We start from the raw sequence: 23057 nt of genomic DNA on the forward strand, positions 1-23057 counted from the left end.
CCTCACATCCGGAAGACGCCGAAGCCGCCGCGCGCGCCCTGGTAGGGGGCGGTGTGGATCGCGGACAGGCACAGGCCGAGGACCGTGCGGGTGTCACGGGGGTCGATGACGCCGTCGTCGTAGAGGCGGCCCGAGAGGAACATCGGGAGCGACTCCGACTCGATCTGCTGCTCCACCATCGCGCGCAGGGCGGCGTCCGCGTCGTCGTCGTAGGGCTGCCCCTTCGCGGCGGCGGACTGCCGGGCCACGATGGACAGGACCCCGGCGAGCTGCTGCGGCCCCATGACGGCCGACTTGGAGCTGGGCCAGGCGAAGAGGAAGCGCGGGTCGTAGGCGCGCCCGCACATGCCGTAGTGACCGGCGCCGTACGAGGCGCCCATCAGGACGCTCAGGTGCGGGACCCGCGAGTTCGACACGGCGTTGATCATCATCGCGCCGTGCTTGATGATGCCGCCCTGCTCGTACTCCTTGCCGACCATGTAGCCGGTGGTGTTGTGCAGGAAGAGCAGCGGGATGTCGCGCTGGTTGGCCAGCTGGATGAACTGGGCGGCCTTCTGGGACTCCTCGCTGAAGAGCACGCCCTGCGCGTTGGCCAGGATGCCGATGGGATAGCCGTGCAGGGTGGCCCAGCCGGTGGTGAGGCTCGTCCCGTAGAGCGGCTTGAACGCGTCGAAGTCGGAGCCGTCGACGATGCGGGCGATGACCTCGTGCGGGTCGAAGGGCACCTTCAGGTCGCCGGGCACGATGCCGAGCAGCTCGTCCTCGTCGTACTTGGGCGGCTCGACGACGGTGACCGGATCGGCGTACGCCTTGCGCCAGTTGAGGCGCTTGACGACCCGCCGGGCCTGGCGCAGGGCGTCGTGCTCGTCCTCGGCGAGGTAGTCCGCGAGGCCGGAGGTGCGCGCGTGCATCTCGGCGCCGCCGAGCGACTCGTCGTCGCTCTCCTCGCCGGTGGCCATCTTCACCAGGGGCGGGCCGCCGAGGAAGACCTTGGCGCGCTCCTTGACCATGATCACGTGGTCGCTCATGCCGGGGACGTACGCGCCGCCGGCCGTGGAGTTGCCGAAGACGACGGCGATGGTGGGGATGCCGGCGGCCGACGACTGGGTGAGGTGCTTGAAGAGCGCGCCGCCCGGGATGAAGATCTCCTTCTGCGAGGGCAGGTCGGCGCCTCCCGACTCCACGAGGTGGAGCGAGGGCAGCCGGTTGGCGTGGCCGATCTCGTGGGCGCGGAAGGCCTTCTTCAGGGTCCAGGGGTTGCTGGCGCCGCCGCGCACGGTCGGGTCGTTGGCGGTGATCAGGCACTCCACGCCCTCGACGACGCCGATGCCGGTCACCATCGAGGCGCCCACCGGGTAGTCGCTGCCCCAGGCGGCGAGCGGCGACAGTTCGAGGAACGGCGTGTCGGGGTCCAGGAGCAGCTCGATGCGCTCCCGGGCGAGGAGCTTTCCGCGCCTCCGGTGCCGGGCCACGTACTTCTCGCCGCCGCCCTCCAGGGCCTTGGCCTGCTCGGCGTCGAGTTCGGCGAGCTTGGCCAGCATGGCCTCGCGGTGCTCGGCGTACTCGGCGCTCGCGGGGTCGAGCGCGGACGCGAGGACGGTCACGGGAGTACCTCCGTGGGTTCGGGCGTTGCTTCGGGGGCCGGTTCGAGGAGTGCGGCCGGCAGGTCGACGTGGCGGGCGCGCAGCCATTCGCCGAGGCCCTTGGCCTGCGGGTCGAAGCGGGCCTGGGAGGCGACGCCCGCGCCGAGGATCTTCCCGACGACGAAGTTCAGGGCCCGCAGGTTCGGCAGGGTGTGGCGCACGACGGTCAGTTCCGCGGCCTCGGGGACGAGTTCGCAAAACCGCTCGACGGTCAGTTCGTGGGCGAGCCACCGCCAGGCGTCGTCCGTGCGCGCCCAGACGCCGACGTTCGCGTCGCCGCCCTTGTCGCCGCTGCGGGCCCCGGCGATCAGGCCGAGGGGGGCGCGGCGGGTGGGGCCGGGCGGGAGGGGCGGCGGCAGGGGCGGCGGGGGGAGCTCTTCGAGTACGCGGCTGCCGCCGGACGGCCGGGCCTGGGGCTGCCGCTCGCCGCCGGGCAGGACGGCCACGTGCTCGACGGTGCCGCGCTCGACGTACGCGGCCTCGAAGACGCCGTACGGGGCGCCCTTGCCCGGGGGTGCCGTCACGTGGAAGCCGGGGTAGCTGCCGAGGGCCAGTTCGATCGCGGCGCCGCTCAGGGCGCGGCCGACGGGGTCCTGCTGCGGGTCGCGCACGACCAGGCGCAGGAGGGCGGAGGCGGTCTCTTCGCTGGGGGCGTCCGGCTGGTCGGTGCGGGCGAGCTCCCACCGCACCTCCTGGGGGCGCGACTTGGCGCGCGCGAGGGCGTCCTCGACCTGGGCGCGGACCAGAGCCGCCTTGGCCTCGACGTCGAGGCCGGTGAGGACGAAGACGACCTCGTTGCGGAAGCCGCCGAGCCGGTTGAGGCCGACCTTGAGGTCCGGCGGCGGTGCCTCTCCGCGCACCCCGGAGACCCGTACCCGGTCGGGGCCCTCCTGCGTGAGGGTGACCGTGTCGAGCCGGGCGGTGACGTCGGGGCCCGCGTACCGGGCGCCGGACGTCTCGTACAGGAGCTGCGCGGTGACCGTGCCGACGTCGACGAATCCGCCCGTGCCCGCGTGCTTGGTGATGACGCTGGAGCCGTCCTCGTGGATCTCGGCGAGCGGGAAGCCGGGCCGCAGCAGGGCGCGCTGCGGTCGTTCGGCGAAGAAGGCGTAGTTGCCCCCGGTGGCCTGCGTCCCGCATTCGAGGACGTGCCCGGCGACGACGGCACCGGCCAGGCGGTCGTGGTCGCCGTCGCCCCACCCGAAGTGGGCGGCGGCGGGCCCGGTGACGAGGGCGGCGTCGGTCACGCGCCCGGTCACGACGACATCGGCCCCGGCGCGCAGGCAGGCGGCGATTCCGGCGCCGCCGAGGTAGGCGTTGGCGGTGAGGGCGTCCGGGAAGCGGCTCCCCAGGTCGTCCCCCTCCACGTGTGCGACCCGCACCGCGATGCCGAGGCGGTCGGCCAGCTCCCGTACGGCGTCGGCGAGTCCGGCGGGGTTGAGCCCGCCGGCGTTGGCGACGATCTTGACGTCCCGCTCCCGGGCGAGCCCGAGGCACTCCTCCAGCTGCCGCAGGAAGGTCTTGGCGTAGCCCCGCGCGGGGTCCTTGAGGCGGTCACGGCCGAGGATCAGCATGGTCAGCTCGGCGAGGTAGTCCCCGGTGAGCACGTCGAGGTCCCCGCCGGTGAGCATCTCCCGCAGGGCGTCGAAACGGTCGCCGTAGAACCCGGAGGCGTTCCCGATACGCAGGGGCGAGGCGGGAGGAGAACCGCCGAACGAGACACCCCGGGAAGCGGCCGACGTGCCGGTCACCGCCCCTCCCCCTCACCCGGCAGCGCACCTTCGGTAACCGACCCCGTGACGCGCTCATCCGGATGCGTCGCGCCCTCCCCGGACGGGCGCCGTCCCGCTCCCGGTGGGCCCGCGAAGGCCTGGGCGATGGTCAGCCACCGGTCGGCGTCGGGGCCCTGCGCGCGGACCGCGAGGTCGTCCCGGTGGGCGCGCTGGGTGACCAGGAGGCAGAAGTCCAGGGCGGGCCCCGTCACGCGCTGGGGCGCGTCCTCGGGGCCGCTGGCCCAGGCTTCGCCGGACGGCAGCCGGAGTTCGACGCGGAAGGGGGCATCGGGCGCGCTCAGGCCCCGTGCGCCGAACGCGAAGTCGCGGGCCCTGACCCCGATGTGCGCCACGTGCCGCAGCCGGTCCGTCGGCACCCGCGTGACGCCCAGCGCGTCGGCGACGTCCTGGCCGTGGGCCCAGGTCTCCATCAGCCGGGCGGTCGCCATGGAGGTGGCGGACATGGGCGGCCCGTACCAGGGAAAGCGGGTGCCGCGCGGGGCGGCCGTCAGGGCCTTCAGGAGGGCGTCGCGCCCGGCGCGCCACCGCGCGAGCAGCTCGTGCGGCGGCAGCGCGGCCCCCTCGGCGGCCCCGTCGTCGACGAACGACTCGGGAGCCGCGAGGGCTTCCTCGACGAGCCGCCCGAAGGCCTCGCCGTCCGTGACGGCGGTCAGCGCGGCCCGGTCGGTCCAGGCGAGATGGGCGATCTGGTGGGCGACGGTCCACCCGGCGGCGGGGGTGGGCAGCGCCCAGCGCTCCCCGCTCAACCCCTCTACCAGCTGGTCGAGTTCCTCGCTCTCACGGCGCAGATCGTCGAGTACGGGCACAGCTTCGGACACGGAGCGCTCCCCTCGGGCACGGATGGGGGTCCCCCCTGCTCGAACGGAGTGGAGAGCTTGGGGGAGTGCCCCGGAGCATGGCAGCGCCCGGAGAAACAAGCAAGCGTGCTTGCATTACTTTCCGGTCGTCGTCTCCGGAACGTGCCCCCGAGCCTCGACTTCCGCCTCGGCCTCGACCTCGGCCTCGACCTCGACCTCCGCTTCGGCCACCACGGCCTCCGGAGTCGCCCCCGAGACCACGTCTCCGGGCTTGCGGGCCCGCCCGCGTCCGACCTGGGTCCGGACGGCGCCCATGCTGGCGGCGATCACCAAGGAGATGGCCAGCGCCTCGTTCACGGAGAGGGCCTGGTTCAGGACGAGGAATCCGGCGACGGCGGCGATGGCCGGTTCCAGACTCATCATGATCGCGAAAGTGGACGCGGGAAGCCGGCGCAGGGCGAGCAGTTCGAGGGTGTACGGCAGCACGGAGGACATCACGGCGACTGCCGCGCCGAGCGCGAGCACCTCGGGCCTGACCAGCTTCTCGCCGGACTCGATCAGGCCGAGCGGCAGGAAGAGCACGGCCGCGACGACCATCGCGAGGGCGAGCCCGTCGGCCTGCGGGAAGCGCCGTCCCGTACGGGCGCTGAACATGATGTACGTGGCCCACATGGCACCGGCCCCCAGCGCGTAGGCCACGCCGACCGGGTCGAGCCCGCTGAACCCGCCACCGCCGCCCAGCAGGAAGACGCCGCACAGGGCGAGCCCGGCCCAGACGAGGTTCACGGCGCGCCGGGACGCGAAGACGGAGAGGGCCAGCGGGCCGAGCACCTCAAGGGTGACGGCGGGGCCCATGGGGATGCGGGCGACGGACTGGTAGAAGAGTCCGTTCATGCCCGCCATGGCCACGCCGAAGGCGATGACGGTCCCCCAGTCGGCGCGCGAGTGCCCGCGCAGCTTCGGACGGCAGACGATCATGAGGACGAGCGCGGCGAAGGCGAGCCGCAACGTCACGATGCCGAGGGCGCCCGCCTTGGGCATCACGCTGACGGCGATGGCCCCGCCGAACTGGACGGAGACACCTCCCGCGAGCACGAGCCCGACGGGTCCGAGGGCACCCCATCGCCCACCGGGCGCCGCCTCTTGAGCACTCCTCGACGCGTCCACAGCCAACCCTTCCGCTTCCCTGCTCCCAGCCATTCCCGGCCAGTCCACTCACCTGAACTGCTCCGTCCAAGGTAGTAGACCACGTCAGGATTGTGGAGCCCTTTCACTGCTGTACGCAAACCGCGTCCACATTCCGGGTTCCGACGGCCCGGCGGAACCCCGCGCGCCCCCTGCGACGTCTTGCGTGCAGTCACCCCGGAGCCCTACGGAAGCAAGGTCGGACCATGGAACACGACGTGAGCCGCCCGGCCGCCCGGTGGGGACACAGGGGGTACAGAGGTGCGCCGTACGGCTTCGCGCTCCTCGTCTCCGCCCTGACGGCCCTCCTGGGCTGCGCGATCGTCGCCGGCGGCTTCGCGGCGGCCTGGGACACCTTCGAGGGCGTCCGGGAGTACGCGGACCGCAACATCGCCAACGAGGACTCCTACGTGGCCTACGCCGACGGCGGCTGGTTCCCGCTGGTGCGGGTCGGGCTCGCGGTGTCGGGCCTGCTGCTCGTCCTCGCGCTCTGCGTGGTCACCGTCCTGCACGCCGCGTACGCCGTCGGGAGCTCACCCGCCGCGCGGGACGGGGGGCCTGTGGACGGGGGGCTTGCGGACGAGAAGCCTGTGGACGAGAGGCCTGCGGACGAGAAGCCCTCGCAGGAGCAGCCGTTGACCGTCCGCGCGCTGTGGCGGCGCACCCGCGGGCGCCTGCCCGCCGCCCTCGCGGTCAACGCGCTGTGCGGTCTCACCGTGCTCGTCGTGGCGCTCGTGGCCTATGTGCTGTGGATGTCCGTCGAGCTCGGCGAGGTGCCCGGCGTGGAGCCCACGCCCCTGGGCGGGACCGCGAGCCCGCGGTACACGCTGGTGGGCTGGGTGCTGCCGTTCGCCGTCCTGTTCCTCGGCCCGCTGCTGTACTTCCGCCTGTCCCTGGCCACCGCCGAGACGGTCGTCGGGCGGCGTTCCCCCTTCGCGGCGCTGCGCCGCTCCTGGGTGCTGACCCGGCGCGCGCGGTGGCGCACCCTCGGCTCGGGCACGCTGCTCACCGCGGCCGCCGTGCTCGTCTTCCTCCTGGTCCGGTACGCGGCCGGGCCCCTCGCCCACTACGCCGGGCTCGGCATGCTGCGGATCAGCGGCGACAACGTGTGGATCACCGGAGTGCTGACGATGATCACGCCCACCGCAGTGGCCCTCCTCCTGCTCCCGCCGCTGGTCATGCCCCTGGTGTGCGCGACGTTCAGCCGCCTTTACGGGGATCTGCGGGCCCGCGAGGAGCACGGACCGGGCCCAGCGCCTCGGCGATGACCTCCGCCAGGTGCCGCCCGCGCGCCCCCTCGCCCAGCTGCTCCAGCTGGGTCCGGCAGGAGAAGCCGTCCGCGAGGACCAAGGGGCCGCCCTCCGACTCGGGCACGCGATCCCGTACCGCAGGGAGCAGTTGTTCCTCCGCGCACGCCGTCGAGACCTCGTAGTGGCCCGCCTCGAAGCCGAAGTTGCCCGCGAGGCCGCAGCAGCCGCCGCTCAGTTCGCCCGCGAGGCCCGCCTTCTGGCGCAGGCGGCGTTCGGCCGCGTCGCCGAGGACCGCGTGCTGGTGGCAGTGCGTCTGGCCCACCACCGGTCGCTCGATCCGGGGCGGCGACCAGTGCGGGGCCAGTTCCTCCAGGGCCTGCGCGAACGTCCGCACCCGGCCCGCGAGTTCCGCCGCCCGGCCGTCGTCGCCGAGCAGTTCCACCAGGTCCGTCTTGAGGGCCGCCGCGCAGCTGGGCTCAAGGACCACGAGCGGGGCCCCCGATGCCAGCAGGGGTTCCATCCGCTCCAGCGTGCGCCGCATGACCGCGCGGGCCCGGTCCAGCTGGCCCGTGGAGACGTACGTCAGACCGCAGCACACGTCCCCCGGCGGTACCACAGGCCGCAGCCCGGCGTCCTCCAGGACCCGCACCGCCGCCCGGCCCACTCCCGGTGAGAGGTGGTCCGTGAAGGTGTCCGGCCACAGCACGACCGCCGGACCCGTGGCCGCGGCGGCCTCCCGCTCACGGAACCAGCGGCGGAACGTCCGCCCCGCGAGGCGCGGGATCTCCCGCTCCGGCGCGATCCCGCCGAGGCGCTTGGCCAGCGAGGCAAGTACCCCCACGCGGGCCAGGGCGTTGGCGACGCCCGCCGTGCGCGTGCGGTCCGCGAGCCGCAGCCACAGCGGCAGCCAGCCCATCGCGTAGTGCGCCGCGGGGCGCCTGCGGCCCTCGTAGTGGTGGTGCAGGAACTCCGCCTTGTACGTGGCCATGTCGACGCCCACCGGGCAGTCCGAACGGCAGCCCTTGCAGGACAGGCACAGGTCGAGGGCGTCCTTCACCTCCTCCGAGCGCCAGCCGTCGGTGACCACCTCGTCCGCGAGCATCTCGTGCAGCAGCCGCGCCCGCCCCCGCGTGGAGTGCTCCTCCTCGCCGGTCGCCCGGAAGGACGGGCACATCACCCCGCCGCCCGAACCCGCCGACTGCGTACGGCACTTCGCGACGCCCACGCACCTGCGGACCGCCGCGGAGAAGTCCCCGCCGTCGTGCGGGTAGCCGAAGGCCACGTCCACGGGCCCGCGCGGGAGCGGGTCGAACCGCAGGTTGGCGTCCAGCGGCGCGGGCCGCACCAGCATCCCCGGGTTGAGCAGGTCCGCCGGGTCCCACACCCCCTTCACCCGCTCGAACAGCCGGACGAGGTCGGGGCCGTACATCTTCGGCAGCAGTTCGGCCCGCGCCTGTCCGTCGCCGTGCTCGCCCGACAGCGAGCCCCCGTGCGCGACCACGACCTCCGCCAGGTCCTCCGAGAACCGCCGGAAGCGCCGCACGCCCACCTCGCTCATCAGGTCGAAGTCGATGCGTACGTGGATGCAGCCGTCCCCGAAGTGGCCGTACGGCGTGCCGCGCAGGCCGTGCTCGGCGAGCAGCCCCCGGAAGTCCCGCAGATAGGCGCCGAGCCGCGCGGGCGGCACCGCGCAGTCCTCCCAGCCGGGCCACGCCTCGCTGCCGTCCGGCATCCGCGTCGCCGTCCCGCTGGCGTCCTCGCGCACCCGCCACAGGGTGCGCTGCCCCACCGGGTCCGTCACGACCACGGAGTCCACCGTGTCCCCGCAGACGGCCCGCGCGATCGCCTCGGCGCGCGCGCGTGCCTCGGCCTCGGTCGCGCCGCCCGTCTCGACGAACAGCCAGGCACCGCCCTTGGGCAGGCCCGCGGACGCGCGCACGAGGTCGGCGGCCATGCCCTCCACGGTCAGCGGCCCGTGGGGCAGCAGTCCGGCGGCGGCCTCCGCTGCGGCGCTCTCGTCGGCGTACCCGAGGACGGCGAGCGCACGCGCGCGGGGCGAGTCGACGAGGCGTACGACCGCTTCGGTCAGCACGCCGAGCGTGCCCTCCGATCCGCAGAAGGCGCGCGCCAGATCCACCCCGCGCTCGGGCAGCAGGGCGTCGAGCGCGTAGCCGGAGATGCGGCGCGGGAGGTCGGGGAAGCCGGTGCGCAGGAGTTCCAATTGGCCCTCCAGGAGCGGGCGCAGGCCTTCGGGGGCGCCGGACCAGCCCTGGCCGAGCGCCAGCCGGGCGCCGGCGCCGCTCACCACGGAGAGCGAGGCGACGTTGTCGGCGGTGGTGCCCCAGGCGACCGAGTGGGAGCCGCAGGAGTTGTTGCCGATCATGCCGCCCAGGGTGCAGCGGTTGTGGGTGGACGGGTCGGGGCCGAAGGTCAGTCCGTGCGGGGCCGCCGCGCCCCGCAGGTCGTCGCAGATCACGCCGGGCTGGACGACCGCGGTCCGCGCCTGTGGATCCAGGGACACGATCCGGTTCATGTGCCGGGTGAAGTCCAGGACGAGGCCCGTGCCGGTGGCCTGCCCGGCGATGGAGGTCCCGGCGCCGCGCGGCACGACCGGCACCCCGCGCTCCCGGCACACGGCGAGCGCCGCCGCCACGTCGTCCGCGTGGCGCGGGGCGAGGACGCCCAGGGGCACCCGGCGGTAGTTGGACGCGTCCATGGTGTTCAGGGCCCGCGCGGTGACGGAGAAGTCCACCTCTCCCCGCACGGCGGCCCGCAGTTCTCTCTCCAGGCCCGCGGCCGCGTCCGTGCCCGGACGCACGGGTGTGCCCGTGCCCGCGTCTTTGCCCGTGTCCGCTTCCGTGCCCACGCCTCCGAGATCGCTCATGCCCTTATCCATGCCCTCAGGATGCCCCCGCGAAGGGCCCGATCCTGGGCGGAGCCCCGCCGCGTCCACGTGGCGTGCGGGGCGATCTCACCCGACGGACACCCCGAAGCCACGACGCCGGAAGCCGCTAGGCTCACCCCGTGGCTGAGATCCAGATTCCCGCTGACATCAAGCCCGCCGACGGACGTTTCGGCGCGGGCCCCTCCAAGGTGCGCACGGAGGCGCTGGACGCGCTCGCCGCCACCGGTACCTCTCTGCTCGGCACGTCCCACCGCCAGGCCCCGGTCAAGAACCTGGTCGGCAAGGTGCGCGACGGTGTGCGCGACCTCTTCTCCCTCCCCGAGGGCTACGAGGTGATCCTGGGCAACGGCGGCTCCACCGCCTTCTGGGACGTCGCGACGCACGGCCTCATCGAGAACAAGTCGCAGCACCTCAGCTTCGGCGAGTTCTCCTCCAAGTTCGCCAAGGCCGCCAAGCTCGCCCCGTGGCTGGCCGAGCCCACCGTCATCACCAGCGAGCCGGGCACGCACCCCGAGCCGCGGGCCGAGGCGGGCGTGGACGTCTACGGCTTCACCCACAACGAGACCTCGACCGGTGTCGCGGCCCCCGTCAAGCGGGTGGCCGGCGCGGACGCGGGTTCGCTCGTCCTGGTGGACGCCACCTCGGGTGCGGGCGGCCTGCCGGTCGACATCGCCGAGACGGACGTCTACTACTTCGCGCCGCAGAAGTCCTTCGCGTCGGACGGCGGCCTGTGGATCGCCGCGTTCTCCCCGGCGGCCATCGAGCGTGCCGAGCGCGTCCACGCGAGCGGCCGGCACGTCCCGGAGTTCTTCAGCCTGCCCACGGCGATCGACAACTCCCGCAAGAACCAGACGTACAACACCCCGGCGCTCGCCACGCTCTTCCTGCTCGGCGAGCAGCTGGACTGGATGAACGGCCAGGGCGGCCTGGACTTCACGACCGGCCGCACGGCCGCCTCCTCGCGCACCCTGTACGGGTGGGCGGAGGAGTCCAAGTACGCGACGCCGTTCGTCACGGACCCGGCCAAGCGCTCGCAGGTCATCGGCACGATCGACTTCGCGGACGAGATCGACGCCGCCGCCGTCGCCAAGGCGCTGCGCGCGAACGGCATCGTGGACACGGAGCCGTACCGCAAGCTCGGCCGCAACCAGCTGCGCGTGGCGATGTTCCCGGCGATCGACCCGGCGGACGTCGAGGCGCTCACCAAGTGCATCGACTACGTCATCGAGAAGCTCTGACGCGTTCACCGGCGCCCGCGGGCGCCGAGTGACGGAACGCGCGGTTCCCCGCGCCCCTTCGGGGGCGCGGGGAACTCTGCTTCACCGGCTCAGCTGCTTGAACCTGCGGACCGCGAGCGGCAGGAACAGGAGCGAGATCGCGATCGGCCAGACCACCGCCATCAGGACGGCGTTCTGTTCGACCCAGCTCGCCCCGCCCGCCCCGGGGTTGCCGAACAGCTCGCGGGCCGCCGTGCCCGTGGAGGAGACCGGGTTCCAGGCGGCGATCGGGGCCAGCCAGTCCGGCATCAGGGACGGCGCGACGAAGACGCTGGAGATCATGGTGAGCGGGAACGCGACCGCGTAGAGCCCGCCGGCCGCTTCCGGTGTAGGCACCACCAGGCCCAGGAACACGCCCACCCAGATCAGGCTGAACCGCAGGAACAGCAGCAGCCCGAAGGCCGCCAGGGTCTGCGCGGGGCCCACGCCCGGCCGCCAGCCGATCGCGAGGGCGGTGAGCGCGAGGATCGTCAGCTCGGCGCAGGCCACGATCAGGTCGGCGAGTCCGCGCCCGGCCGCCACCGCCGAGGGCGCCATGGGCATCGAGCGGAAGCGGTCGATGACTCCCTTGCTGGAGTCCGTGACCACCGCCATCGCGGTGTTCATGAAGCCGAAGGCCATGGTCATCACGAACATGCCGGGCATCAGGAACTGCTTGTAGTCGCCGTCCTCGCCGCCGCCGGGCACCTTCATCGCCTCGCCGAAGACGAATCCGTACAGGAGCACGGAGATGATCGGGAAGCCGAGCTGCCAGGCGATGGTGACCGGCTGGCGCCGGAAGTGGGTGAGGTAGCGGCGGGTGATGTTCCAGGTGTCGGCGAGCGCCCAGTGGAGGCGTCCGCGCGAGGGCCCTGTGTCCTTGGTGTCATGGGTCAGTACGGCGCTCATGCGGCGACCTCCGTCTTCTCGTCGGCCCGGGTGCGGGTGCCGGTCTCGGGGCCGGTCTTCTCCGTGCGGTGTCCCGTGAGGCGCAGGAACACGTCGTCGAGGCTCGGCCTGCGCAGCCCGATGTCCTCCACGGCGACCCCTTCGTCCTGGAGGGTCCGCGCGACGTCCGTCAGGGCGGCGACCCGGTCGGTCACGGCGGCCTGGACGCGCCGCTCCAGGTCGACGGATTCGGGCACGCCCCGCGCGACGCGGGCGACGGCCCGCACGGCCGCCGGCAGGTCGGCGCTCTCGCGCACCACGACCTCCAGGTAGCTGCCGCCCACCGTGTTCTTCAGGCCGTCCGGGGTGTCGTCGGCGATGGCGCGGCCCTGGTCGATGACGGTGATCCGGGAGGCCAGCCGGTCGGCCTCCTCCAGATACTGCGTGGTGAGCAGCACGGTCGTGCCCTCGGCCACCAACTTCCGCACGGTGTCCCAGACTTCGAGGCGGCCACGCGGGTCGAGCCCGGTGGTCGGCTCGTCCAGGAAGAGGACATCGGGCGAGAGGATCATCGAGGCCGCGAGGTCCAGCCTGCGCCGCATGCCGCCGCTGTACTGTCCCGCGCCCTTGCCCGCAGCCTCCACCAGGTCGAACTGTTCGAGGAGTTCCTGGGCGCGCCGGGCGGCCCGCTTGCCGCCCAGGTGGAAGAGGCGGCCGAACATCTCCAGGTTCTGCCGGCCGGTGAGGACCTCGTCGACCGCCGCGTACTGGCCGGTCAGTCCGATGCGGCCGCGCACGACGTCGGGCTGCCGCACGACGTCGGCCCCCGCGACCACCGCGCGGCCCCCGTCGAGCCGCACCAGCGTCGACAGGATGCGCACGGCGGTGGTCTTGCCCGCGCCGTTCGGGCCGAGCAGTCCGTGCACCGAGCCGCGCTCCACGCGCAGGTCGAAGGCGTCGAGCGCCTTCTTCTCGCCGTACCGCTTGTCGAGCCCCTCGGCCCGTACCGCGTAGTCCTTCGTCTCGCCCACTGCCCCTCCAGCTCTTCACGTGCCGGCCGTCCGTCCGGACGCCCTTCTGGGTACGCCGTACTCATTTGAGAGTACACCGTACCCAGTTCCCTGGGTACGGTGTACCCAATTTCTGGGCCGACGATTAGGCTGAGCGCCATGACGAGCACGAACGGCGGCGACACCCACCACACCGGCAGCGACATCGCCCGCAGCCTGGAACTGCTCTGGGGTGACGGCGAACGCCCCACGCGGGGCCCCAAACCCGGGCTCACCCTGGACCGGATCGTCACCGAGGCGGTGCGCCTCGCGGACGCCGAGGGGCTCACCGCGGTCTCGATGCGCCGCCTGTCCACGGAGCTCGGCACGGGCACGATGTCCCTGTACCGCTATGTCCCGGGCAAGGGCGAGCTGGTCGACCTGATGCTGGACCGGGTGTACATGCCGGCCCCCGACGCGGAACCCCCGAGCGGCGGCTGGCGCGCGGCCGTGGAGGCGTACGCCCGCGAGACCCTCGTCCTCTACCGGGCGCACCCCTGGCTGCTCCAGGTGAACCAGGCCCGCCCGGTGCTGGGCCCCGGCTCGGTCGGCGGCCTGGAGCGGACGCTGTCCGGGATCACGTCCATGGGCCTGACCGACCCCGAGCTGATCGGCGTGATCGTCATGGTCGAGGGGTACGTCACCGGGGTCGCCCGCACCCAGGTGCACGAGGTGGAGGCGGTGAAGAAGAGCGGCCTGACGGACACCGCGTTCTGGGAGGCGCAGTACCCGACCCTCGAACGCATCATGAACAGCGGCCGCTACCCCCACCTCGCCGGGCTCTCCGACGACGCGTTCGGCTCGCACTTCGACCACTTCGAGTTCGGCCTGCAACGCCTGCTCGACGGCCTGGACGTGCTGGTGGCCCGGCGGGAGAGGGAGGAGGGGGGCGCGGGCGCCCGGGGCGGCACGGACGCCGCCGGGGAGGCCTGAGCCGCGCCGGTCCGCCGCTACGTGCGGCGGAACGCCCGCTTCAGGCCGAAGAAGGCGGCGAGCACGACCGCCAGGGCCAGCGCGCCGACCTTCACGTCGCTGCCGAGCCCCGTGCTTCCGCCGTCCCCGCCGTCGGCCGAACTCCCGCCGCCGGACGAGCCGTTGCCGCCGCCCGCTCCCTCGACCTCGACGGGTTCGACGTCGCTCTGGGCGCCCTCGGTGCCGTACAGGAGGGTCGTCCCGTCCGGGGTGTACGTCACGGACTCGCCCTGCCGCTGCAACGGCACGCTCAGCCGCCCCTCGCGCTCGGGCTTCCTGCCCTCGCCCTTCCACGCGTACGAGACGCCGCCGAGGTAGCCGCGCAGGGCGAGCTGCTTGCCGTCGGGCGAGAAGGCGCCGTCCGTGGTCCACAGGCCGGTGGTGCCCAGGCGCTTGAAGACGTTCACCCCGGAGGAGGACATCCGCGCGGGCCCTTCGTACAGCGCGCCGCCCTCCTCCTTCTTGTCGGCGATGTAGATCCGGCCGGTCTTGGGGTGCACCATCAGCGCCTCGGCGTCGCGCGGACCGTCCTCGTACTTCACCGTGTACTGGGTGGCGCGGACGGTCTGGTCGCCGAGTTTCTTCGGCTCGGGCAGCCGGTAGATCCAGACGTGGGACCAGGTGCCGCCGAGGTTGTCGCCGATGTCCCCGACGTAGATGTTGCCGTCCGCGCCGACCGAGACGGCCTCCACGTCACGGGGCTTGCCGACGCCCGTGAGGGTGAGGGTGGCGACGGTCTTGCCGGTGCGGCCGTCCACCGCGTAGAGCAGCGCCCCGTTCTTGTCCTGGTCGTTGTGCGTCCAGTAGACGCCCGGGTGGGCGCGGGAGGCGGCGAGACCGCTGGACTCGATGATGCGGGGGTCCTTGATCGTGAACCCGTCGCGGCCGTCGTCGGCCGCGACGGCGGGGCCGGTGGCGCCGGCGAGGAGGAGCAGGGCTCCGGCACCGATGACGGCGCCGGCACGGACGGCACCGCCGGCACCCGTCGAAGAACGCAGTGAACGCATGGACCAAGCCTGCCACCCCGGCGCCGCGGGGCGGGCCTCCGCCGGGTGTTGAGCCTCACATCGCAGGCCGGGGCCTTGATCCGCGATGATGAGCGGATGCTCAGGTTCATGTTCGTCGGCGACTCGATGACGATCGGCAGCGCGGGGGAACACACCTGGCGCTACCGGATGTGGCAGCATCTGCGGGCCTCGCTCGGCGCGGACGGGTTCGCCGTGGTGGGCCCGCGCCGCGCGCTGCACGACAAGGCCACGGGCGAACCCGTGTCGTACGCCTACGCGGGCGGCGACCCGGACTTCCCGCGGGAGCACTTCGCGGGCTGGGGCGAGGGCTGGCTGCACATGGCGCCGCAGATGGCGGACGCGGTGCGCGCGGACCGGCCGGACGTGCTGCTGATCTCGCTCGGCCTGATCGACCTGGGCTTCTACACGAACGCGGAACAGACGGCGGAGAACGTGCGCCGGTGCGTCGCGGCGGCCCGCTCGGCGAACCCGCGCGTCCGCCTCGTCCTGCTCCCGGTGATACCGAACGTCCGGGCCCGGACGGACGCCCCGTTCGCCGCCGAGGTGGCGCGCTTCAACGTGCTGCTCGCCAAGGCGGTCGCGGACCTGGACACGGGCGCATCGCCGCTGCTCCTCGCCTCGACGCCGCCGTCGTACGACATCGACGCCGACACGTACGACGGGACGCACCCGAACGCGAGCGGCGAGCACAAACTGGCGTCGGCCTTCGCGGACGCACTGCACCAGGCATGGGGAGTGGGCACGCCGTACGGGACGACGCGCCCGGCCGCTTCCGAACTGACGGCTGCCGGCTGAAGTTCCGCGCGGACGCCTACCGGCTGAAGTTCGCCTTGAGGGCCTTGAGTCCGGCGATGTCCCACTTCGTGTACTGCCCGGCGTACTTCTTGGCACGGGTGACGCTGCCGCCCTTGCCGATGGCGTGACCGCCGTTGGGCGAGCACATCACCGGCAGGTCCTTGCTGCTGTTGGTGGCGCACTCGTACGGGTCGGCGGTGCGGTTGGCGTCCGAGCCGTCGACGTTGGCGTGGTCGAGGCCGATCGAGTGCCCGAGCTCATGGCTGATGAGGTTCTGGAGGCGGTAGGAGTCGATGTGCCAATCACCGTTCCAGTACTCGCTGTCCATCCATATCCACCCGCCCCAGGCGCTCTGGTTGCCGCTGGCCGAGCAGGGGTGGGCCTGGGAGTAGCCCGGCTTGCTGCCGGGGGTGAAAGGCCGGTACTTCATGCCGACGGCGATGACGTGCCGCTCGGCGGCGGAACACGCCGTCACTTCCTGCTGGTAGCCACTGGCCAGCGTGAACTTCGTCCCCGTGACGGAGGTCAGCTGGGCGGCGCTCTTCTTCAGCTGCGCGCGCAGCTGGGCCTCGGCGGTCTTGGCCTGCGCGGCGCTGAGCTTGGCGGAGGCGGTCGGCTTGACGATCTTGATGACGTACGGATCGGGGCTGAGCGACTGAATCCCCTGCCCGGTCAGGATCCGCCACCCGGTGCCCTTGTACACGTCCCCCGCGGCATAGGCGGGATTGCTCAGCGCGACGAGTCCCGCGGCGGCGGCGACCACGCCCACGGAACGCAGGATCTTCTTCTTCACGGTCATCCCGCGATCCTCACCCACCCCACCAACAACTCCCCAACACCCCTGTGGCGAGCGCCGCGTGGGACCAAGGTCGGGTGGGCGGCGCGGCGGGTGTAGTCCTTCGGCGGGCGGGGTGAGACCGAAGGCGGATGCCGGGGGGGTGGGGGGATTTCTAGCGTGAGGGGATGACCGTTGAGAGCGCTGGGGAAGGCACGTCCGAGAGGGCCGGTGACGGCACGCGTGGGAGTGCCGGTGACGGTGCGTCCGAGAGGGCCGGTGACGGCGGGCATGAGAGGGCCGGTGACGGCGCGTCCCGGGTGTCGCGCGCCGCGCCCCGCCGTGCCGGGGTGCTGCCCGGGGAGCGGGCGCTCGCGCCCGATCTCGCGCGCGGGATCATGCTGTTGTTCATCGTGCTGTCCAACACCGCGTTCCATCTGACGGCGGCCCGGCACGGGCCTTCCGGATGGCAGCCGGTCGACGGCGGATGGGCCGACCACGCCGTGCAGTTCACCATGATCACCGTGCTCGACCTGCGGATCTACCCGCTCTTCGCGTTCCTCTTCGGGTACGGCATGATGCAGCTCTTTCTGCGGCAGACGGCTGCGGGGACCTCGGAGAAGGACGCCGTGCGGCTGCTGCGGCGCCGCAGTCTGTGCCTGGTCGCCATCGGGCTGCTGCACTCCTCGCTGCTGATGGCCGGGGACATCGTCGGGTTCTACGGCCTGATCAGCCTGGTCCTCGGATGGGCCTTCCTGCGGCGCGGCGACCGCGCGCTGAAGTGGTGGATCGGGATCGCCGCCGCGCAGTTCGTGCTGCTCGCCGCCCAGCCCGTCGTCGAGGCGGCGCTGGCGGGCGAGTTGGGCGGCCTGGGCGACGCGGGCGCCGAACCGGGGGCGGAGGCCTACGCGGCGGGTGAGGGCGACTGGCTGACCGCGGCGGGCACCCGGCTCACCAGCGGCCTGTTCGTCACCTTCGCGGCGGCTCCGCTGTCGCTGGTGGGCGGCGCGTACGTCATCTTCCTGCTCGGCTTCTGGGCCGCCCGCAGGCGCGTGCTCGAAGAGCCGGGGCGCCATCTGCCCCTCCTGCGCCGGACCGCCGTGATCGGCGTCGCGGTGGGGTGGCTGGGCGCGCTGCCCGCCGCACTGGCCCACGTGGGGGCGCTCACCGTGCCGGACGACGCGCAGAGCGAATCCGGGCCGCTGACCGTGCTGCGGGACGTCACGGGGAACGCGGCCGGGCTCGGATACGTCGCGGTGGTGGCGCTGTTCGTCCACTGGTGGACCGGACGCGACGCCCGCCGGGATGTCCGAGGCGGCATCAGACGCGACGGCCGCCGGGATGTCCGAGGCGGCGTCCGAAGGGATGCCCGACGGGACGCCCGCCCGGACACGCGCCGGGGAGCCAAGACCGTCACGGCCTTCGCCGCCGTCGCCGCCGTCACCGCGGTCTCCGCCGTCGCCGCCGTCGGGAAGCGCTCCCTGTCCTGCTACCTCGCCCACTCGCTGCTCTTCGCCCCGGCCCTGGCCGCCTGGGGGCTCGGCCTGGGCGAGCATCTGACGAGCGCGACCATGGCGCTGTTCGCGGTCGGGGTGTGGCTGGTGACCGTGGCGGGGGCGTACGCGATGGAGCGGGCGGGCCGCCCGGGGGCCGGTGGAGGCGGCGCTACGACGGATCATGTACCGCTCACACCCCTCCCGGCCGCCCGCGCAGGGCTCCGAGGAAGCCGCACACGGCTCCGGGGAAGCCACGCACGGCTCCCAGGACGCCACGCACGGCTCACGGCAGGACGCGCGCGGCCGCCTCACGTAGCCCGCGTCAGCCGGTTCGCCAGCGTCGACATGGTGTACGTGCCGATGCCCATCACGACCTCCAGGGCGTTGCGCTCCGTGTGGCCCGCGGCCAGGAACCGCTTCAGCTCCTCGTCCCCGACGCCGCCCGCGGTGGCGAGCACCTCCAGGGTGAACCGCCGGACGGCCTCCAGCCGTTCGTCGGCCAACTCCCGCCCCTCGCGCAACGCGGCGATCAGCTCCGTGTCCGCACCCAGCTTGCGCAGCTTGCCGGTGTGCATCGTCACGCAGATGTGGCAGTCGTTGCGCACCGCCACGGTCATGACGACGACTTCCCGGGCCACCGGCTCCAGCGTCGTCCGCTCGAAGGACGCGCTCAACTCCAGGAAGCCGTTGAGCAGTTCGGGCGACTCGGCGAGCCGCGCCACCGCCTCCGGCGTCTTGCCGAAAGCGGCGGCCGTGCGCTCCATCGCGGCACGGGACTCCGCGGGCGCGGTGTCCACGGTGTGGTCGACGAACAAGAGGTACCCCCTACGATGGACAACGTGGTTGACGAAAAAAAGGTAAACCAGGTTGTCGATTCTCGCAAGGACCCGACGGACGCCGCCCCACCGGAGGCCGACGGCCGCGGCTTCGAGCTGCCCCTGCTCCTCTTCGCCGGGTTCCGCACGCTCATCGACCGGCTGCACGCCGAGCTGGCCCGCCAGGGCCACCCGGACGTGCGCCCGGCCCACGGCTTCGCGATGCAGGCGATCGGCGTCCGGGGCGCGAGCGCCAGCGAGGTCGGCCGCCGCCTCGGCGTCTCCAAGCAGGCCGCGGGCAAGACCGTCGACCGCCTCATCGCCCTCGGCTACGCGCACCGCACGGACGACCCCGCCGACGCCCGCCGCAAGCTGATCCGCCTCACCCCGCACGGGGTCGACGCCCTGCGCCGCTCGGCGGCGGTCTTCGACGAGCTGCACGCGGAGTGGGCGGGGCGGCTCGGCGCGGAACACCTGCGCGCGATGGAGGACGGCCTGCGCGCGGTCGTGCCCCCGGACGCGTTCCGCCTGGACGCGGCGGGCTGGCTGGGCGGCTCCTGACCGCCTCGCGGGACCCGCACCCTTGCTTAGAGCGCACTTCACGTCGTTGGCTGGGGCCCCATGGAGTACACGCAGCTGGGACGCACAGGACTCAAGGTCAGTCGACTCGTGCTCGGGACCATGAACTTCGGGCCGCTCACGAACGAGCCGGACAGTCACGCGATCATGGATGCCGCGCTCGACGCGGGCATCAACTACTTCGACACGGCCAATGTGTACGGGTGGGACGAGAACAAGGGCCGCACCGAGGAGATCCTCGGCACCTGGTTCACCCAGGGCGGCGACCGGCGCGACAAGGTCGTGCTGGCCACCAAGGTGTACGGGAACATGGCCCTCGACGGAAAGCCGGCGTGGCCCAACCACGACCTGCTCTCCGCGGTGAACATCCGCCGGTCGGTGGAGGCCTCGCTCAAGCGCCTCCAGACCGACCACATCGACATCTACCAGTTCCACCACATCGACCGCCGCACCCCGTTCGACGAGATATGGCAGGCGATCGACACCCTCGTCACCCAGGGCAAGATCCTGTACGCCGGCTCGTCCAACTTCCCCGGCTACAAGATCGCCCAGGCCAACGAGACCGCGCGCCGGCTCGGCGGCTACGGCCTCGTCAGCGAGCAGTGCCTCTACAACCTCGCCGAGCGCAGCGCCGAGATGGAGGTCATCCCGGCCGCCCAGGAGTACGGCCTCGGCGTCATCCCGTGGTCGCCGCTGCACAGCGGCCTGCTCGGCGGTGTCCTGAAGAAGGAGGGCGAGGGCAAGCGCCGCACCGGCGGACGCGCCGCCCAGGAACTCGCGAAGCCCGAGGTGCGCGCACGGGTCCAGGCGTACGAGGACCTGCTCGACAAGCACGGCCTCGCGCCGGGCGAGGTGGCGCTGGCCTGGCTGCTCACCCGGCCCGGCATCACCGGGCCGATCGTCGGTCCGCGCACCGCGGAGCAGCTCACCAGCGCACTGCGCGCCGTCGAGCTGGAACTCTCCGGCGAACTGCTCGACGCCCTGGACGAGATCTTCCCGGGGCCGGGCCCTTCGCCGGAGTCCTTCGCCTGGTGACCGATGGCGTTCGGTCGGCGCCGGGCGAGGTTCGCCCGGCGACGGGCCGCGCCTGACGCCGGCGGCTTCACACGGCCGCGGTCATCGCCTCACTGGCCGACCGCGGCTGCCACCGCCACGACGACGAACATCAGCACGAGCACACCGGCCATGATCCGGTTCCTGGTTTTCGGGTCCACGTGGTCGAGGTTAACCGCCCGGGCCCAGCGCCCGGCGACCGACCACCTCATAGCGGGGCCGCTCCCCCGGCACCCCGCTCACGGGCAGGTTGCTCCGTACGAGACACAGCTCGCCCACGGTCCACTCCGTGCCCGCGAACTCCGCGAGGCCCTCGGCGTACGCGCGCAGGGACGGCTCCCCGTGGCCGCGCGCCAGCGTCAGGTGCGGGCGGTAGCTGCGGTGCTCCTCCATGGTGATCCCGCACCTGCGGGCCGCGGCGTCCGCGCGCCCGGCGAGCAGGCGCAGGGCGGCCACGTCACCGCCGGCCCCGGCCCACAGGGCCCGGTCCCCGAAGTGGCCTCCGCCGTGCAGGGCCAGCGGGAAGGGAGCCGTGCGCCGGGCCACGCGGGACAGCCGCTCGGTGAGCTCGGGGAGGGTGTCGTCCTCGACGTCGGCGAGGAAGGCGAGGGTGAAGTGCCAGCTCTCGCGGCGCGTCCAGCGAAGGTCTCCGGCGCCCGGCAGGGTCTTCAGCGTGGCCACCGCCCCGGCCAGTTCGTCCGCCGCCGCGGGAGGCGGCAGCACCGCCGCGAAAAGTCTCATGGGACGAGTCTCGCCGAAAAGACCGGGACGGCCGGGCCGCCGGCGGGGTCCGGGTCACGGCCCCCGTTTCGGGACGGGGCGCGGGTGGGGAGGGAAAGCCGCATGGACAGCCACATAACCATCCGCCCCGCCGGCCCCGACGACATCCCCACCGTGCTCGCCCTGTTCGACGAAGCAGTCGCCTGGCTCGTCTCCCAGGGACGCACCGGACAGTGGGGCGACACACCCTGGTCGGCCAACCCGAAGACCGTCGCCCTGGTGGAGAAGTATCTGACGACGGGCTCCGCCTGGATCGCGGAGATCGGCGGGCTGCCGGTCGGCACGCTCACCCTGACCGAAGGCCCGGGGTCGTACATCGCCCCGGTGGACGAGCCGGAGCGCTACATCCACCTCCTGGCCTCCCGGCACGGTACGGGCGCGGGGGCCGCCCTCCTGGAACACGCGGCGGAGGAGACCCGGAGGCAGGGGATCTCCCTGCTCCGGGTCGACTGCTACGCGGGCGACGACGGCAAGCTGGTCGCGTTCTACGAGCGCAACGGCTTCACGCGGACCGAGGCCTTCAAGGCCCAGGAAGGGACCTGGCCGGGCCAGATCCTGGCCCGGCGCGTCTAGCCCGCCCGCGTCAGGATCACGCAGCCGTCGCCAGCTCACGCGGCACGAACTGCACGTGCTGCTGCCCGCGCCGCAGATCCACCTTGAGCCGCAGGTTCGCGGCGCGGGCCAGCATCAGGCCGACGCCGACCGCGGCCACGGCGCAGATGAGGCCGCCGGCGGCCATGCTGACGCGCACGCCGTACGCGTCGGCGAGCCAGCCGAAGAGCGGGCCGCCCAGCGGGGTGCCGCCGGTGAAGACCATCATGAACAGCGACATGACCCGGCCCCGCATCTCGGGGTCGGTGGCCATCTGGACCGAGGAGTTCGCGGTGACGTTCACCGTCAGGCCCAGGATGCCGATCGGGACGATCAGGGCGACGAACATCCACAGCTCGGGCGCGAACGCGGCCACGATCTGAAGGACGCCGAAGGCGATCGCCGCCCCGGCGAGCAGCCTGAGGCGCGAGGTGCCGCGCCGGGCGGCGAGCAGCGCCCCGGCCAGCGAGCCGATCGCCATCAGGGTGTTGAAGAGCCCGTACATCCCCACGCCGCCGTGGAAGATGTCGTCCGCGAAGGCGCTCAGCCAGATCGGGAAGTTGAACCCGAAGGTGCCGACGAAGCCGACGAGGACGATCGGCCAGATCAGCTCGGGGTGCTTGGAGACGTAGTGCAGGCCTTCCCTCAGCTGTCCCTTGCCGCGCGGCTTGCGCGGGGTGGGGTGCAGCTCGCGGGTGCGCATCAGCATCAGGCCGGTGAGCGGCGCGAGGAAGGACAGGCCGTTGGCGAGGAACGCCCAGCCGGGGCCGACGGCCGCAGTGAGACCACTGGCCACGGCGGGGCCGATGAGGCGGGCGGACTGGAAGTTGGCGGAGTTCAGGCTGACGGCGTTGCGCACCTGGTCGGGGCCGACCATCTCGGACACGAAGGACTGCCGGGTCGGGTTGTCCACGACCGTGACGAGACCCGTGAAGAAGGCCGCGAGGTAGACGTGCCAGACCTGGACGTTGCCGCTCAGGGTGAGCGCCGCCAGGAACAGGCCGCTGATGCTCATCGCGCCCTGGGTGCAGAAGAGCAGCTTGCGCTTGGCGAAGCGGTCGGCGATGACGCCGCCGTACAGGCCGAACAGGAGCATCGGCAGGAACTGCATCGCGGTGGTGATGCCGACCGCGGCCGAGGATCCCGTGAGGCTCAGGACCAGCCAGTCCTGGGTGATGCGCGCCATCCACGTGCCGGTGTTGGAGACAACGGCGCCGGAGGCGAAGAGCCGGTAGTTGCGGATCTTCAGCGAGCTGAACATCGACGACTTGGCGGCGGGGTTTCTGTCGAGGGTGGTTGGTGCGGGGGCGGAGTCTGCTCCGGATCCCGTACTCAAAGGCGGTTCGCCTCCTTGGCGTCGTGCGGTCGTACGGCACACGGCGGGTGACCCGCCGGGTGCGCTGCTTA

Annotated in this window: 18 protein-coding genes and 2 pseudogenes; 8 read left to right on the top strand and 12 right to left on the bottom strand. The window is 72.8% G+C overall.

Annotated elements, in window-relative coordinates:
- Positions 1–2: 2 nt before the first annotated feature.
- The 4 genes and pseudogenes from QBL25_RS19475 to QBL25_RS19490 form a co-directional block, all read right to left on the bottom strand.
- Positions 3–1604, bottom strand: coding sequence for an acyl-CoA carboxylase subunit beta (locus QBL25_RS19475; RefSeq protein ID WP_409058317.1), 1602 nt, complete (start codon positions 1602–1604; stop codon positions 3–5).
- On the bottom strand, positions 1601–3394 hold the full coding sequence (locus QBL25_RS19480) for an acyclic terpene utilization AtuA family protein (RefSeq protein ID WP_409058318.1): 1794 nt from the start codon (positions 3392–3394) through the stop codon (positions 1601–1603). Before QBL25_RS19480 ends, QBL25_RS19475 begins: the two co-directional genes overlap by 4 nt.
- A complete protein-coding gene (locus QBL25_RS19485) occupies positions 3391–4254 on the bottom strand; it encodes a TIGR03084 family metal-binding protein (protein ID WP_409058319.1) in 864 nt (287 codons plus the stop codon). The genes QBL25_RS19480 and QBL25_RS19485 overlap by 4 nt, the downstream gene beginning before the upstream one ends.
- Before the next feature lie 246 nt (positions 4255–4500).
- Positions 4501–5433: pseudogene (locus QBL25_RS19490) on the bottom strand (EamA family transporter); the annotation flags it as partial.
- Between the two features lie 191 nt (positions 5434–5624).
- On the opposite strand from QBL25_RS19490, the gene QBL25_RS19495 reads away from it, so the two are divergent.
- Complete coding sequence (locus QBL25_RS19495; protein WP_409058320.1) at positions 5625–6686, top strand: hypothetical protein; 1062 nt, start codon at positions 5625–5627, stop codon at positions 6684–6686.
- Here QBL25_RS19495 and QBL25_RS19500 read toward each other — a convergent pair.
- Positions 6619–9552 carry an FAD-binding and (Fe-S)-binding domain-containing protein gene (locus QBL25_RS19500; RefSeq protein WP_409058321.1) on the bottom strand — a complete coding sequence of 978 codons (2934 nt, stop codon included), beginning with the start codon at positions 9550–9552 and terminating at the stop codon, positions 6619–6621. The genes QBL25_RS19495 and QBL25_RS19500 overlap by 68 nt on opposite strands.
- 140 nt (positions 9553–9692) lie before the next feature.
- Here QBL25_RS19500 and serC point away from each other — a divergent pair, with 140 nt between their 5' ends.
- Positions 9693–10811 carry a phosphoserine transaminase gene (serC, locus tag QBL25_RS19505; protein ID WP_409058322.1) on the top strand — a complete coding sequence of 373 codons (1119 nt, stop codon included), beginning with the start codon at positions 9693–9695 and terminating at the stop codon, positions 10809–10811.
- A gap of 81 nt (positions 10812–10892) precedes the next feature.
- On the opposite strand, the gene QBL25_RS19510 is transcribed toward serC, so the two are convergent.
- Both QBL25_RS19510 and QBL25_RS19515 read right to left on the bottom strand, forming a co-directional pair.
- A complete protein-coding gene (locus tag QBL25_RS19510) occupies positions 10893–11738 on the bottom strand; it encodes an ABC transporter permease (protein ID WP_409058323.1) in 846 nt (281 codons plus the stop codon).
- Entirely contained in the window at positions 11735–12748 is a 1014-nt protein-coding gene (locus tag QBL25_RS19515) for an ATP-binding cassette domain-containing protein (protein ID WP_409058324.1), read from the bottom strand. Before QBL25_RS19515 ends, QBL25_RS19510 begins: the two co-directional genes overlap by 4 nt.
- Positions 12749–12886: 138 nt before the next feature.
- On the opposite strand from QBL25_RS19515, the gene QBL25_RS19520 reads away from it, so the two are divergent.
- Entirely contained in the window at positions 12887–13699 is an 813-nt protein-coding gene (locus QBL25_RS19520) for a TetR/AcrR family transcriptional regulator (protein ID WP_409058325.1), read from the top strand.
- 17 nt (positions 13700–13716) lie between these two features.
- Here the strand turns inward: QBL25_RS19520 and QBL25_RS19525 are convergent, their stop codons facing one another.
- Positions 13717–14745 carry a WD40 repeat domain-containing protein gene (locus tag QBL25_RS19525; protein ID WP_409058326.1) on the bottom strand — a complete coding sequence of 343 codons (1029 nt, stop codon included), beginning with the start codon at positions 14743–14745 and terminating at the stop codon, positions 13717–13719.
- A 96-nt stretch (positions 14746–14841) separates the two neighbouring features.
- Here QBL25_RS19525 and QBL25_RS19530 point away from each other — a divergent pair, with 96 nt between their 5' ends.
- Positions 14842–15561, top strand: a complete 720-nt coding sequence (locus tag QBL25_RS19530; RefSeq protein WP_409058327.1) for an SGNH/GDSL hydrolase family protein — start codon at positions 14842–14844, stop codon at positions 15559–15561.
- 16 nt (positions 15562–15577) lie between these two features.
- Here the strand turns inward: QBL25_RS19530 and QBL25_RS19535 are convergent, their stop codons facing one another.
- Positions 15578–16360 (bottom strand): hypothetical protein, encoded by a 783-nt coding sequence (locus QBL25_RS19535; protein WP_409058328.1) that lies wholly within the window; start codon positions 16358–16360, stop codon positions 15578–15580.
- A 326-nt stretch (positions 16361–16686) separates the two neighbouring features.
- On the opposite strand from QBL25_RS19535, the pseudogene QBL25_RS19540 reads away from it, so the two are divergent.
- A pseudogene (locus QBL25_RS19540) lies at positions 16687–18031 on the top strand (DUF418 domain-containing protein); the annotation flags it as partial.
- A 109-nt stretch (positions 18032–18140) separates the two neighbouring features.
- Here QBL25_RS19540 and QBL25_RS19545 read toward each other — a convergent pair.
- Positions 18141–18596: a carboxymuconolactone decarboxylase family protein gene (locus QBL25_RS19545; RefSeq protein ID WP_409062710.1), complete on the bottom strand. Its 456-nt coding sequence runs from the start codon at positions 18594–18596 to the stop codon at positions 18141–18143.
- A gap of 66 nt (positions 18597–18662) precedes the next feature.
- Here QBL25_RS19545 and QBL25_RS19550 point away from each other — a divergent pair, with 66 nt between their 5' ends.
- Complete coding sequence (locus QBL25_RS19550) at positions 18663–19208, top strand: MarR family winged helix-turn-helix transcriptional regulator (protein ID WP_409058329.1); 546 nt, start codon at positions 18663–18665, stop codon at positions 19206–19208.
- 60 nt (positions 19209–19268) lie between these two features.
- Positions 19269–20261, top strand: coding sequence for an aldo/keto reductase (locus tag QBL25_RS19555; RefSeq protein ID WP_409058330.1), 993 nt, complete (start codon positions 19269–19271; stop codon positions 20259–20261).
- 189 nt (positions 20262–20450) lie between these two features.
- On the opposite strand, the gene thpR is transcribed toward QBL25_RS19555, so the two are convergent.
- Positions 20451–21020 (bottom strand): RNA 2',3'-cyclic phosphodiesterase, encoded by a 570-nt coding sequence (gene thpR, locus QBL25_RS19560; RefSeq protein ID WP_409058331.1) that lies wholly within the window; start codon positions 21018–21020, stop codon positions 20451–20453.
- A gap of 102 nt (positions 21021–21122) precedes the next feature.
- On the opposite strand from thpR, the gene QBL25_RS19565 reads away from it, so the two are divergent.
- Positions 21123–21632 (top strand): GNAT family N-acetyltransferase, encoded by a 510-nt coding sequence (locus QBL25_RS19565; protein WP_409058332.1) that lies wholly within the window; start codon positions 21123–21125, stop codon positions 21630–21632.
- 16 nt (positions 21633–21648) lie between these two features.
- Here the strand turns inward: QBL25_RS19565 and QBL25_RS19570 are convergent, their stop codons facing one another.
- The gene (locus QBL25_RS19570; RefSeq protein ID WP_409058333.1) at positions 21649–22986 is read right to left on the bottom strand and encodes an MFS transporter; all 1338 of its coding nucleotides are present in this window, start codon (positions 22984–22986) and stop codon (positions 21649–21651) included.
- Positions 22987–23057: the final 71 nt, after the last annotated feature.

It is taken from the genome of Streptomyces sp. SYP-A7185 (genome assembly GCF_046103685.1).
Classification (GTDB): Bacteria; Actinomycetota; Actinomycetes; order Streptomycetales; family Streptomycetaceae; genus Streptomyces.

What these genes read in the sequence shown, in the direction of transcription:
- QBL25_RS19495 (WP_409058320.1), top strand. Translation starts at nt 5,625, where the DNA reads ATGGAACACGACGTGAGCCGCCCGGCCGCCCGGTGGGGACACAGGGGG.
- QBL25_RS19565 (WP_409058332.1), top strand. Translation starts at nt 21,123, where the DNA reads ATGGACAGCCACATAACCATCCGCCCCGCCGGCCCCGACGACATCCCC.
- QBL25_RS19555 (WP_409058330.1), top strand. Translation starts at nt 19,269, where the DNA reads ATGGAGTACACGCAGCTGGGACGCACAGGACTCAAGGTCAGTCGACTC.
- thpR (WP_409058331.1), bottom strand. Translation starts at nt 21,020, where the DNA reads ATGAGACTTTTCGCGGCGGTGCTGCCGCCTCCCGCGGCGGCGGACGAA.
- QBL25_RS19530 (WP_409058327.1), top strand. Translation starts at nt 14,842, where the DNA reads ATGCTCAGGTTCATGTTCGTCGGCGACTCGATGACGATCGGCAGCGCG.
- QBL25_RS19500 (WP_409058321.1), bottom strand. Translation starts at nt 9,552, where the DNA reads ATGAGCGATCTCGGAGGCGTGGGCACGGAAGCGGACACGGGCAAAGAC.
- QBL25_RS19520 (WP_409058325.1), top strand. Translation starts at nt 12,887, where the DNA reads ATGACGAGCACGAACGGCGGCGACACCCACCACACCGGCAGCGACATC.
- QBL25_RS19510 (WP_409058323.1), bottom strand. Translation starts at nt 11,738, where the DNA reads ATGAGCGCCGTACTGACCCATGACACCAAGGACACAGGGCCCTCGCGC.
- QBL25_RS19525 (WP_409058326.1), bottom strand. Translation starts at nt 14,745, where the DNA reads ATGCGTTCACTGCGTTCTTCGACGGGTGCCGGCGGTGCCGTCCGTGCC.
- QBL25_RS19545 (WP_409062710.1), bottom strand. Translation starts at nt 18,596, where the DNA reads ATGGAGCGCACGGCCGCCGCTTTCGGCAAGACGCCGGAGGCGGTGGCG.
- QBL25_RS19550 (WP_409058329.1), top strand. Translation starts at nt 18,663, where the DNA reads ATGGACAACGTGGTTGACGAAAAAAAGGTAAACCAGGTTGTCGATTCT.
- QBL25_RS19535 (WP_409058328.1), bottom strand. Translation starts at nt 16,360, where the DNA reads ATGACCGTGAAGAAGAAGATCCTGCGTTCCGTGGGCGTGGTCGCCGCC.